Here is a 12,693-nt window from a genome sequence, read left to right as displayed (position 1 = left end):
CGCCAGAAGCGGTCGTTGGCCCGGCATGCAGCATCATGTGCAAAGGGCGGACAATCGCCATTCGCTGCAATCTCCACGAATGCTCGGACAGTGGACCTTTGTTCCTTGATGCTCGCAACTTGAATAGGCCGGGACGTAAAAGGGGCCACATGAGGCCCCCTTTATTGTCATTCAACGATGACGCCTTCGAGATCAGCTGGCCATCGGCGCCTGGAACGCGGTGACATCGGGCAGGTCACCCGCATATTTCTCGACCTGGACCAGCGCGGTATGGGCCGTCGTGGCCTGACCGATCTTGGAACTGGGCACGTCACGGGTGAGCGTATTGGGCGATCCGTATTTGTCCAGCGTGCCAATTTCGCCTGGCTTTTCTGGATCATACCAAGCGCCTTCGCAGAGCCGCACCACGCCCGGCAGCAGGTCTTCGGTGACCACGGCACCGGCGAGCGCCTGTCCGCGATCATTGAAAACACGCACCACATCGCCATCGGCAATGCCGCGGGTCTCGGCGTCGGCTGCGCTGATCTCGATCGGTTCGCGCCCCTGCACAGCGTATTTCTCGCGCACATCCGCCGAGTTCATCTGGCTGTGGATGCGATATTCCGGGTGCGGGCTGACCATATGGAGCATCTCGCCGCTCGCATCGCTGCCTAGCCATTCGGTCGGAGCGATCCATTGCGCATGCCCGAAAATGCCCTCGTAGCCAAAACCCTCGACTTTTTTCGAGAACAGTTCGATCCGGCCTGACGGGGTTCCGAGAGACTCGATATCCGGATCCTCCCGGAAATCCGCATGCCGCACCCAGCTTCCGGCCTTGTCGGCAACCGGGAACTCATGGAAGCCGCCGCTCTCCCAGAACTCGGCAAAGGCGGGCATCGCCTCGCCAACCTTGTCGGCCTGATCGACGCAGGCATTATAGAAACCCTCGATCTCCGCCAGTTGTTCCTTGCGGTTGAATTTGGCTCCATAACCGAGTCGATCGGCCAGATCCGCAGCGATGTCGTAATCGTTGCGGGCCTCGCCCTGAGGCTCCACCACCTTGTGCATTGGCACGATGAACTGCCGCGAATAGTCGCCGCAGATCTCGATATCGTCGCGCTCGAAAGGCGTGGTTGCCGGCAGGACGATATCGGCGAAGCGCGCCGTTGTGGTCCACCAGGGTTCCTGGATCACCACCACTTCGGGCTTGCGCCAGGCTTCGATGAGCTTGTTGCGGTCCTGATGGTGGCTGAACGGGTTGCCGCCCGCCCACATGATCATCCGGATATCCGGATAGGTCATCTTCTTGCCGTTGAAGTCGATTTTCGCCCCCGGATTCATCAACATGTCGGCGATACGGGCGCAGGGGATGCGCGGCGGCATATCCGCGGGCGGCTCGCCACCCGACAGTCCCGGCAGGCCACCCCCCGTGGCGCGCGGCGCGCTGGTGGAGTTGTAGTGATACCCGACGGAGAAGCCGCCCCCCGGCAGGCCGATCTCGCCCAGCATGGAAGCGAGCGTGACCAGCATCCAGTAGGTCTGCTCCCCGTTTTCCGTGCGTTGCAGCGCCCAGCCACCCATGAGGAAGGTCCGCTTCTCGGCCATCTTGCGGGCGAGCGTCCGGATCGTCTCGGCATCGACCTCCGCGATTTCGGCGGCCCAGTCGGCATCCTTGGGCTGGCCGTCGCTTTCGCCGGTCAGGTAAGGCACGAACTGATCGAAGCCGACGGTGTATTCGTCGAGGAAGTCCTGGTCATGCAGCTCTTCGGTATAGAGCGTGTGGGCGACGCCAAGCATCATCGCGACATCTGATTGCGGCCGTGGGGCGATCCATTCGGCGTCGAGATATTTGGCGGTCTTGGTCTTCTTCGGATCGATGACGACGGTCTCGATGCCCTTCGCCTTGAAGGCCTCGAAGCCCTTGAGCGCCTGATGGTCCGGCGGGGCGAAACCGATCTTGAGGGTGACCATCGGATCGGCCCCCCAGATGACCAGCAATTCGGCGTTCTCGGCGACCCCCGGCCAAGCCGATTGCGGCGAGTAGACCTCGAGCCCGCCCATAACGTGAGGCATGATACCCTGGGCCGCGCCGGTGGAATAATCACCCAGCGGGGCGGAGAAGCCACCATGCAGGTTCATCAGGCGCACCAGCGAGGCACGCGGGTTGTGCAGGCGACCGGAGCTCTTCCAGCCCATGTTGCCGACATAGAAACTCGCGGGGCCGAAATCGTCCTTCACCCGCTTCATCTCGCGGGCGACGAGATCCAGCGCCTCGTCCCAACTCACGCGGACGAAGTCGCCGGTACCACGTTCGGAGGTGTCGCTCTCATGCCCGTTCTCAAGGAAACCCTTGCGGACCATCGGATATTCGATGCGGGCCTTGTCATGCACCATCGAGGGCGTCGATGCGATCATGTCCACATTCGGGAAGGGGTCCTTCTCGAAGGGAACGGCCGAGACGAATTTGCCGTCCTCGACCGTTGCACGCATGACCCCCCAATGCGCGGCTGTGATGATGCCATCGGGCGCCGCAGCGCCTGCGAATTTCGCTGTAAACGGCGTGCCGAGGGCGGCAAGTGCACCGGCGGCAGCGGTCGTGCCGAGAAACGTCCTGCGGGACAGGTTCAGTGGATTGGCATTCGCCATCAGATCTACCTCCTCAATCTGTGTCACCAGTCGGGAGTCGGGCGCGGCGGGTAAGCGCAAGGCATACGGGTCGTGTTGCCGGCTTCAGGACCGGAAGATCCATCTCACAGGATAGAGAGGCGCCCGAAGGCTGTCATTGTCAGAAATCCATAAAATACGCCCCTACGATGCGTCATTTTGACGTTTTGATGGCACACATATAGGGGCGTAGCGTCCCTCCCAAAGGAGAGATCGGTATGTCAAATTCAGGTTTTCGGGCATGGCTGACCCGGCCAGCCTCAATGGCCTGGAGCCTGATCGCGTTGATCTTCTTCGGTGCTGGCGTCCTGTTTTGGGGGGGCTTTCACACGGCGATGCATGTCACCGACAATATCGAGTTCTGCGTGTCCTGCCATTCGATGGCGCCGGCCTACGAGGAGTACAAGACCTCCAGCCATTACCAGAACGCCTCCGGTGTGAAGGCGATCTGCACGGACTGCCATGTGCCGGAGCCGTGGGACGAATATGTGATCGCCAAGGTCAAGGCCACGCGGGACCTCTGGGCTGAACTGCGCGGCACGATCGATACTCCGAAAAAGTTCGAGGACAAGCGTCTGGAGCTTGCGCAACGGGTCTGGCACGAGATGGAGAAGACCGACTCGCAGACCTGCCGCAACTGCCACGCATTCGATGACATGCTTGTGCCTGCGCAAGCGAAGGACGCGCAGAAGCAGCACCCCAAGGCAATGGACGAGGGCGATACCTGCATATCCTGCCACAAGGGGCTGGTGCACCAGATGCCCGATATGGGGTCGCTCGCCGAGGCGGCCTATGCCGAATTCGAGAAGACGATAGGTCAGATCCCGGACGGGACGGACATGGTTCATCCGCTGGAAACGCAGGCGTATTTCCTGGACGCGGCGGGTCAGACAGCTGCGGGAAAGGTACTCGCCGGCGCGCCGTTCGAACTGATCGGGACGGATGGCGAGATGGCCAATATTCGCCTCAACGGCTGGCGGCAGGATGACGTGGCCCGCGTGATGTATGCCGAGGCCGGCAAACGCATCCTGCTCGCCTCGCTCAAGGATGACGCGCAGGCCGCCGCGCGCGTTGCAGGGGATCCTGTCACCGTCACCGAGACCGGGCAGATCTGGACGCCGATCGTCCTCGAAGGATGGCTGCCCATGGCGGGCCTGACCGCCGAAACGGATGGCCTGTGGAGCTATGCCAATGCGCTCTACATCGCCAATTGCGCGCTCTGCCACGCGGCCCCGCATCTGGACGAGTTCGACGCCAACCAATGGTCCGGGCAGTTCAAGGGGATGGTGGATTCGAGCAATCTGCTGAAGGAGGAAGGGCGCCTTGTGCTGACCTATCTCCAGCTGCACGGATCGGATATGGGGGGGCATTGACCCCCGCAAATCCGTCGCGGATGCGACCAAAGCCAACGAAAATGGCAATCACACTCGTCTCTTCCCAGGAATGGCGAAAGCTTTCGTCGCAACGCGTGTCCTCCAAACGGTCCGGGAACTCTCTGTGCCAACCCTATTGTAGGATCAGAGGGTGAACCTACGCTCCGATTTGCGAGAAACGGAATCGGCTCTTGCGGAAATGGTTCGTTGTCTGCGCCTGACGTCACAACCTGCTTGGTGATCGATTTTTCTCCGCACTTCCAGAAAGCGCCCTCGAAGGCGGCGATCCACCCGTTCGTTCGGATCGCGGAATTCAAACCTGTGGGCTGTCTGCGGGCCATACCAGCGGCAGCAATGCCGAACGTACTGTAAACCGGGCGAATGTCCCGCCGCAGAGAAAGACGCTGTTCAGACGAAACGGGCGCTGCCGAGCAACTGGTGCTTGGAACCGGTCGGGTCAAAAATCCGGGCAAGAAATCGGAGAGCCACGCATACCGTCGGACATCGCGAAGCCTGAGTCACGGCCGGGCGGCGAGCCATACGAGGAAACCGATATAGACGAAAACGGTCATGTTCAGGATCGAGTCGACAACCAGGGCGCTCATTTGGTTGCCTCCCTTCCCAAGGATCGCAAGAGGCACAGAACCAGGATCGGAACGATGAAGACGAAGGCCATCGCCGAAAGAGCAATGATTGAGCGTACCAGCGAAATGTCTCCGACCAGCACCATGGCAAAGCCGAGCGCGCCAAGAATGGCGCCCCAGATCGTTCGAACGCGCGGCGTCGGGTTTTCATCTCCTCCGGTACCGATCATGGCAAGCGTGAACCCTGCGCTGACCACGCTCGTGACCACGAAAAGGAAGGCGGCGAGCACCGTGGCGGCTCGGGTCAATCCGCCGAGTGGGAAGCGCTCCAGCAGGGCAAAGGTTGTTGCATCAAGGTTCTGGTCGTTCACCACCGTGAGCGCCCCCTCCTGGCGCAGAGCGTCGAAGAACCCGATGCCGCCAAAGACACCGAACCAGAGGATCGAGAACAGGGTCGGCGCGACGATGACGCCCACGAGAAACTCGCGGATCGTGCGCCCGCGCGATATCCGGGCAATGAAGATGCCAACAAAGGGCGACCAGGCGAGCCACCAGATCATGTAGTTGAGGGTCCAACCCTGGAACCAATCGACAATGTCCCGGTCGAAGAACTCTGCCGTCGAGAAGCCGGCGGGCAGCACATAGAAGACATAACGGCCGAAACCCGAAACAATACCGTTCATGAGATAGGAGGTGGGGCCGAGAACCAGAAGGTAGACCATCAGTCCGATCGCGATCAGCATGGCCGCGTTGGAAAGCTTCGACATGCCCTCACCAAGATCGCGCCGGAGCGGGATGACGAAGCCGACACACATCGCAGCGAATACCGGGATGGTCAGGCTGCCGGGATTCTCGACACCGATCAGCCCGGCCAACCCGGTCTGGACCTGGAACACCCCCATCGCAAGCGACCCGGCAAGCCCAACTGCAATGGCGACGATCGACAGCAGATCGAACAGCCAGGCGAGAAACCGGGTCCAACGGACGTCCCCGTAAGCGTCGATCAGCGGCGCGCTCAACAGGAGCGTGCGGCCGCGTCGAAAAGCGAAATAGGCGACGATGAGCCCGACCACCCCGTAGATCGCCCAGGCATGAAATCCCCAGTTCAGGTATGTCACGAAGAGCGCGTAGCCGGCAGCCTCGGGATCCTCCATGGATTGGCGCAACTGTTCGAAATGGGTCAATGGCTCGGCGGCGCCATAGAACAGCAGGCCGACGCCCATGCCGGCGGCGAAGAGCATGGCAATCCAGGCAGATGTGGAGAATTCCGGCTCGGCGTCATCAGGACCGAGGCGAATTTTGCCGAACCGCGAGAAAGCCAGGAAGATGGCAACGAAAAGCAACCCGCTGGCTTCCAGCATGATGAACCAACCGCGACTGTCGAATTGTGTTTCCACCGCCGCTGCAGCCAGTTCTCCCATACCCTGTGGGTCCAGCAAGCCCCAAAGAGCAATGATTGCACTGATCGACAGGGACACGATCAGGAGGGCGTTTGGCGACTTATTTTTCATGGTCGCGACTCTCCCATTCCGGTTTTCATAGCGCGCATATTGGGGAGACTGAGCCGATCAGGCAAACGCGGAGATCCGCCAAGGTCGTCTTTCTCCTTTGCACCTGCAACACAGTTGATGTTTCCAGGCGTGTCGAGACAAGAAACACACGAAATTGCTCGCGGCGATAGTCTCACCTCCGGCATTCACGGCGACGGCGCTGAAAGCCGGCACAGGGCCGGTCATGACGGTCTGAAATGATGCTGCTCCTGCGAAAATCAACACTCTATTGACGTCCGGAATGCGCAGTCTCCGGGCGCTCCCTGCAGAGTGGTCAATGACCGCTCCGTCCGCCGACCCGTCTGTCGCCGCCAGCAGCCCGAAGGTTCGCTTTCTCCAATCCGGCGTCTCGGCCAGCCGACTGCTTTAGGGAGAACGGATCACCTGGATTGAAGCTGCGCTTGCGCTGAACAATAGATGTCCAAGCAACGGTGAAGGGCAAAAAAAGCCCGCCGCCATTACTCTTCTTCAAGTGTCCACCGTGCCGTCCGCTTCTCGAAAAACGCCCCGATCCCCTCGACGGCTTCCTCGCTCTCCCAACAGGACACAAGCGCGGCGATGGTCTCATCGATCACGTCGGCGTCGATACGCGGTCCAAGCTGGCGCAGCAGCGCCTTGGCCGCGCCGACCGCGCCGGGCGCAACCGAAAGATAGGGCGCCACTTCGGCCTCGACGGCAGCATCCAGTTCCCCGGCCGGAACCGCGCGCGCGAGCAGGTCCAGCCTGACCGCCTCCTCTGCCCCGAAGAGCCGAGCCGACATGAAGACCCGGCGCGCCTTGGCCTCTCCCATGCGCGCAGCGACATAGGGCCCGATGGTCGCCGGGATCAATCCGAGCCGTGTCTCCGTCAGGCCGAACCGCGCGGAGCTCACAGCAATGGCGACATCGCAGACCGAGATCAGCCCGACCCCGCCGCCAAATGCGTTGCCCTGCACCCGCCCGATCACCGGCTTGGGACAGGTATTGAGCGCCTGCAACATCTCCGCCAGCTTGCGCGCTTCCCGCGCCCGCGTCGCGCCATCGGCCGTCATCTGCGCCCGCATCCAGGTCAGGTCGCCCCCGGCGCAAAAGGACGCCCCCTCGCCCGCCAACACGACCACCCGAACCGCAGGATCCGCCCCGAGCTCTCTTGCGGCCTCGGTCAACGCCTCCAGCATCTGCGCCGACATCGCGTTATGTTTCTCCGGCCGCGCCAGCCAGAGCGTGGCGACCCCGCGCGAGTCCCGCTCGACCCGAATCGTTTCTGCGTTCATCGACATCGGTTTTCTCCGCTCATTCCAACTTTTCGTATACGCCGGCTCAATAGTTCAGTTTACCTCGAGACGGCGGGCAATCAGCGTGGAACCGCCGCCTCTTCGACGGTCGAAGCAGCGCCCGGTTCACCCGTCCGACCGCCGCATTGCCCGTGCCATGCTGGCAGCCTCCGCTACGATCATCGCGTCCAGCCCGGTCTCGTAGCCAAGCGCCCGCAAAAGGTCATTCACCGCTTCGGTGGCGACATTCCCTTCCGCCCCCGGCGCGTAAGGGCAGCCCCCCAACCCGCCGACCGCAGCATCGAAAACCCGCAGCCCACGCTCCAGCGCAACCTCGACATTTGCCAGCGCCCGGCCCGACGTGTCGTGAAAATGCCCCGCGAGCCGCGCCGCCGGCACCTCGTCCAGCAGTGCGCTCAACATCGCGTCGACCTGCTCCGGCCACGCCTGCCCGATCGTGTCGCCCAACGAGACCTCGTGGACCCCGAGCCGCGCCAGCCGCCCGGCCACAGCCGCCACCTGCCCTGGCGCCACCGGACCATCGAAGGGACAATCCACGACACAGGACAGGTAACCCCGCACCGGTAACCCCGCCGCGACCGCCCCCTCCAGGACCGGCACGATCCGTTCGAAACTCTCCTCCACCGAGCAGTTCAGATTGGCGCGGCTGAACCCTTCCGAAGCGCTGACAAAGACCGCAACCTCGTCGGCCCGGGCTGCTATCGCCCGCTCCAGCCCAATCGCATTCGGCACCAGCGCGGCATAGGACACACCTTCCGCGCGCACGATCCCGGCCAGCACCTCGGCCGAGTCGGCCATTTGAGGCACCCATTTCGGACTGACAAAACTTGCGACTTCGATGCGCCGAAACCCTGCCCCGCTCAGGCAATCGACCAGCGCAAGTTTTTCCGCCAACGGAATCACCCGCGCTTCATTCTGCAGCCCGTCGCGCGGCCCGACCTCGACGATCTCGACCCGTTCGGTCATGTTCCCTCCCAGCTCATCCTTGGGCCATGCTCCCACAAATCAACTGCCAGCGTCGCGACGCCCTCACCGCCCGAAATCCGCAACGCGGCCCCTCATCCCGAGACCGGCCTGTACTCTGTCTCCGACCTGTTTCACCCGAAATTCTCCATTTCGTACAAACCTCCGACAGCGCCGGGCGCCTCCGCCTCTGCACACCTCCAATCGGCACATGGAGCGCCTCGTGGAGGCTAAAAAAACGGCAACCACCCTGCCCTGCCCGCGCGCGAAGCGCGCCCGGCCCAACAGTCTGAAACGCGCGCCGCAGGCGCGGGCTGAAGACCGGCGGGAGGCCCCCGAGCAAGGGCGAGCACCGAACCAATGGGCAACTGCGCTTGCCGGCGCCGAGCTGATCATTGCAACTTGTCTCGCCGGATGTCCCGTTCCATTCGGGATTGCCAATGCCCTGCGAACTGCCCGCGCGGGTCCATGCCCGCCAAGTCCAGCCGCTCACGTCTCTGCCGCCTCCTCGACAAGGCGTATCAGGGGATCATGCGCCGCAACCTGCGAGCCCGGCGCCACCAGAACCACCTCGACAACCCCTTCCCGCTCCGCCATCAGCGCATGCTCCATCTTCATCGCTTCCAGAACCGCCAGCCGATCCCCTTTGCCGACAGCCTGTCCGGCCTCGACCAGAACCTCCCGCAACAACCCCGGCATCGGCGCCTCGACGATATTGCCCGTTCCCGCCGCGTCGCCTCCCCGCGCCAGCGGATCGGGCAGCGCGAACTCCCAGGGCTGGCCGGCAAAAACAACGACAGCCCCGGCCAGCCGTCGCGCCGGTCCCGGCTCCCGCGCCTCACCGATCAGCCAGCCGCCCGCACCGCGCCGACATTCCAGCACCTCACCTTCAACCTGCGCACGAACGCGCCCCGGTCCCCGAACCGCCAACCGGACCGCATATTGCTCCCCACCCCGCTCCAAAAGGACATCCCGTTCGAGCGACGCCCAGAGAGAGAACCCAGCGACCCCCTCGGCCGCATCATCCAACCCGCTCGCCGCCAGGGCCGCCCGAATGACCACGGCCGCCCCCGGCGCCGCCTCCGTGACCAACATGGACAGGTCGCGATCGATCAACCCGGTATCGACCCGTCCCGCAGCAAACTCCCCATGCCGCGACAGGGCTTCGAGAAAGGCGATATTGGTCACCGTCCCGCCGACTTCGGTCTGCTCCAGCGCCCGGCTCAGCCGCGCAAGGGCAACGGCCCGGCTCGGGCCATGGGTGACCACCTTGGCGATCATCGGGTCATACCAGGGGCTGATCTCGTCGCCCTCTCGCACGCCGCTGTCATTTCGCGCCAGATCCGAAAAGAGCAGATGCCCCAACCGCCCCGTCGCCGGCAGGAACCCGGCCGGGACATCCTCGGCATAGAGCCGGGCTTCAAAGGCATGGCCGTTGAGCGGGATCTCCGCCTGCGTCAGCGGCACAGGCTCGCCCGACGCCACGCGCAGCTGCCATTCGACCAGATCCTGCCCTGTCACCGCCTCTGTCACCGGGTGCTCGACCTGCAACCGCGTGTTCATCTCCATGAACCAGAACCCGTCCGACCGGAGCCCATCGGACCCATCGACGATGAACTCCACCGTCCCGGCCCCGACATAGCCGATCGCCTGCGCCGCGCGGACCGCCGCCGCCCCCATCGCCGCCCGCATCTCCGCCGTCATCCCCGGTGCCGGGGCTTCCTCGATCACCTTCTGGTGCCTGCGCTGCAGCGAACAATCCCGCTCATGAAGATGCACGGCCCCGCCATGCGCGTCGCCAAAGACCTGGATCTCGATATGGCGCGGCCGGGAGACGTATTTCTCCACCAGCACATCTGAATTGCCAAAGGCCGTCCGCGCCTCTGCCTGCGCCGAGGCCAGCGCCTCCCCGAAATCCTCCGCGTACTCGACACGCCGCATCCCCTTGCCGCCGCCGCCAGCAACCGCCTTGATCAACACCGGATACCCAATCCGCCCGGCCTCCGCTGCCAACAGCTCCGGCGATTGATCCGCGCCATGATAGCCCGGCACGACAGGCACGCCCGCCTCGGCCATCAAGCGCTTGGCCGCGTCCTTCAGGCCCATCTGCCGGATTGCCCGCGCGGACGGGCCAACGAAAACCAGCCCCGCCGCCTCGACCGCTTCGACAAATTCCGGATTCTCGGAGAGGAACCCATAGCCCGGATGCACGGCCTCCGCGCCGCTCGCCTGCGCCGCCGCGACGATCTTCGCCCCGTCCAGGTAGCTCTCTGCCGGCGCAGAGCCGCCCAGATGCACCGCCTCATCGGCCATCTCGACATGGAGCGCGCCGGCATCAGCGTCTGAATAGACGGCAACCGTCGAGATCCCCATCCCTCGCGCCGTCCGAATGATGCGACAGGCAATCTCGCCGCGATTGGCAATCAAGAGTTTTCGGATCATTTCGTCCCCCTCAAGCCGAAAAGCGTTTCGGAAGGCACACGGTCAACGGCCGGGCGTCCCTTTTTGTCTGTTGACCCCGCGAGCGACGCGCTGATGCACACCGGTTCACGGGCGTGGGCCCGCCGCACCAGCGCCGGCCCGGCTCCCGCTTGCGGTTTCGCCGCCAGGACCTCCACCGCACGCGGCCCCTGCGCTCCTGTCAAAACCTGCCTCACATCCGGAACACGCCGAAGCGCGTCTCCTCCACCGGCGCGTTCAACGCCGCCCGCAGGCTCAACCCCAACACGTCGCGCGACTTGCGCGGGTCGATCACCCCGTCATCCCAGAGCCGTGCCGAGGCGTAGAGCGGATGCGCCTGCCGCTCGAACATCTCCTGTGTCGGGTGCCGGAAGGCCGCCTCTTCCTCGGCGGACCATTCCCCGCCCGCCTTCTCGATCCCGGCCCGTTTTACCTGTGCCAGCACCCCTGCCGCCTGCGCGCCGCCCATGACCGAGATCCGGCTGTTCGGCCAGGTCCAGAGGAAGCGCGGCTGATAGGCGCGCCCGGCCATGCCGTAATTGCCGGCCCCGAAGGAGCCGCCCACCAGCATGGTGATCTTCGGCACGGAGGTCGTCGCCACCGCCGTCACCATCTTGGCGCCATGCCGCGCAATCCCCTCATTCTCGTATTTCTTCCCCACCATAAAGCCGGTGATATTCTGCAGGAAGACCAGCGGGATACGCCGCTGCGAGCAGAGCTCGATGAAATGCGCGCCTTTCTGCGCGGCCTCCGAAAAGAGCACGCCGTTATTGGCGATGATCCCGACCGGACAGCCATGAACATGTGCAAAGCCCGTCACCAGCGTCTCGCCGAACCGGGCCTTGAACTCGTCGAGCCGGGAGCCGTCCACAATCCGCGCGATCACCTCGCGAATGTCATAGGGCGTCGAAAGCGAGGATGGCACCACGCCGAGGATTTCCTCCGGGTCATAGGCCGGCGCCTCCGGGCTGGCCCAGTTGGCCGACACGTCCGGCACCGGTCCCAGAGAGCCGACCGCCTGCCGCGCCAGCGCCAGGGCATGGGCATCATCCTCGGCGAGGTAATCGGCCACGCCGGAAAGACGTGTATGCACGTCGCCGCCGCCCAGTTCCTCGGAGGTCACGACCTCGCCCGTCGCCGCCTTCACCAGTGGCGGGCCCGCAAGAAAGATCGTCCCCTGCTCCTTCACGATGATCGTCACATCCGACATCGCCGGCACGTAAGCCCCGCCTGCCGTGCAGGAGCCCATGACAACGGCGATTTGTGCAATCCCCTTCGCGCTCATCCGCGCCTGATTGTAGAAGATCCGCCCGAAGTGGTCCCGATCCGGAAAGACCTCGTCCTGTTGCGGCAGGTTCGCCCCGCCCGAGTCGACCAGATAGACGCAAGGAAGGCGGCATTCCTCAGCGATTTCCTGCGCCCGCAAATGCTTCTTCACCGTCATCGGGTAATAGGTGCCGCCCTTCACGGTCGCATCATTGCAGAGAACCATCACGTCGCGCCCGCCAACCCGGCCGATCCCGGCAACGACGCCCGCACAGGGCGCAGCACCCTCGTACATCCCATGCGCCGCCACGGCCCCAACCTCCAGAAAGGGCGATCCCGGATCGAGCAGGTTCGCCACCCGGTCGCGCGGCAACATCTTGCCCCGCTCCAGATGCCGCGCCCGTGCCCGTGCGCCGCCCCCCTCGGCCGCCAGTTCCGCCGCCGCGCGGATCTCCGCCAAGGCGGCCAGATGCGCCTCCCTGTTGGCGCGAAACTCCTCCGCGCCACTCGCAACCTGACTGGTCAGTTTCATCCTGTCTCCCCGCTCCTTGGAGCGTCCCGTTCGCATTCCCTGGCCGCT

General features: G+C 64.0%; 7 protein-coding genes. 1 reads left to right on the top strand and 6 read right to left on the bottom strand.

The features are described from left to right. Positions 1-192: 192 nt before the first annotated feature. The gene (torA, locus tag R3X27_RS09690; protein WP_317708651.1) at positions 193-2,625 is read right to left on the bottom strand and encodes a trimethylamine-N-oxide reductase TorA; all 2,433 of its coding nucleotides are present in this window, start codon (positions 2,623-2,625) and stop codon (positions 193-195) included. A 236-nt stretch (positions 2,626-2,861) separates the two neighbouring features. Here torA and R3X27_RS09685 point away from each other — a divergent pair, with 236 nt between their 5' ends. Next, positions 2,862-4,016: a NapC/NirT family cytochrome c gene (locus tag R3X27_RS09685; RefSeq protein WP_317708650.1), complete on the top strand. Its 1,155-nt coding sequence runs from the start codon at positions 2,862-2,864 to the stop codon at positions 4,014-4,016. A gap of 601 nt (positions 4,017-4,617) precedes the next feature. Here R3X27_RS09685 and R3X27_RS09680 read toward each other — a convergent pair. From R3X27_RS09680 to R3X27_RS09660, 5 genes are all read right to left on the bottom strand, one after another. After that, positions 4,618-6,111: a BCCT family transporter gene (locus R3X27_RS09680; RefSeq protein WP_317708649.1), complete on the bottom strand. Its 1,494-nt coding sequence runs from the start codon at positions 6,109-6,111 to the stop codon at positions 4,618-4,620. A gap of 497 nt (positions 6,112-6,608) precedes the next feature. After that, positions 6,609-7,409 carry a crotonase/enoyl-CoA hydratase family protein gene (locus tag R3X27_RS09675; RefSeq protein ID WP_317708648.1) on the bottom strand — a complete coding sequence of 267 codons (801 nt, stop codon included), beginning with the start codon at positions 7,407-7,409 and terminating at the stop codon, positions 6,609-6,611. A 120-nt stretch (positions 7,410-7,529) separates the two neighbouring features. Further along, on the bottom strand, positions 7,530-8,390 hold the full coding sequence (locus tag R3X27_RS09670; protein WP_317708647.1) for a hydroxymethylglutaryl-CoA lyase: 861 nt from the start codon (positions 8,388-8,390) through the stop codon (positions 7,530-7,532). 486 nt (positions 8,391-8,876) lie between these two features. After that, positions 8,877-10,829: a biotin carboxylase N-terminal domain-containing protein gene (locus R3X27_RS09665; protein WP_317708646.1), complete on the bottom strand. Its 1,953-nt coding sequence runs from the start codon at positions 10,827-10,829 to the stop codon at positions 8,877-8,879. A 211-nt stretch (positions 10,830-11,040) separates the two neighbouring features. Continuing rightward, positions 11,041-12,645 carry a carboxyl transferase domain-containing protein gene (locus R3X27_RS09660; RefSeq protein WP_317708645.1) on the bottom strand — a complete coding sequence of 535 codons (1,605 nt, stop codon included), beginning with the start codon at positions 12,643-12,645 and terminating at the stop codon, positions 11,041-11,043. Positions 12,646-12,693 lie beyond the last annotated feature (48 nt).

Source organism: Tropicimonas sp. TH_r6 (assembly GCF_033101155.1).
In the GTDB taxonomy this organism is placed as follows: domain Bacteria; phylum Pseudomonadota; class Alphaproteobacteria; order Rhodobacterales; family Rhodobacteraceae; genus Tropicimonas.
The sequence above is the reverse complement of the archived record's forward strand: the minus strand, read 5'-3'. Positions and strand labels throughout refer to the sequence as shown.

Excerpts from the sequence above, each read along its gene's own strand:
- R3X27_RS09675 (WP_317708648.1), bottom strand. The coding sequence starts at position 7,409 with ATGTCGATGAACGCAGAAACGATTCGGGTCGAGCGGGACTCGCGCGGG.
- torA (WP_317708651.1), bottom strand. The coding sequence starts at position 2,625 with ATGGCGAATGCCAATCCACTGAACCTGTCCCGCAGGACGTTTCTCGGC.
- R3X27_RS09670 (WP_317708647.1), bottom strand. The coding sequence starts at position 8,390 with ATGACCGAACGGGTCGAGATCGTCGAGGTCGGGCCGCGCGACGGGCTG.
- R3X27_RS09680 (WP_317708649.1), bottom strand. The coding sequence starts at position 6,111 with ATGAAAAATAAGTCGCCAAACGCCCTCCTGATCGTGTCCCTGTCGATC.
- R3X27_RS09660 (WP_317708645.1), bottom strand. The coding sequence starts at position 12,645 with ATGAAACTGACCAGTCAGGTTGCGAGTGGCGCGGAGGAGTTTCGCGCC.
- R3X27_RS09685 (WP_317708650.1), top strand. The coding sequence starts at position 2,862 with ATGTCAAATTCAGGTTTTCGGGCATGGCTGACCCGGCCAGCCTCAATG.
- R3X27_RS09665 (WP_317708646.1), bottom strand. The coding sequence starts at position 10,829 with ATGATCCGAAAACTCTTGATTGCCAATCGCGGCGAGATTGCCTGTCGC.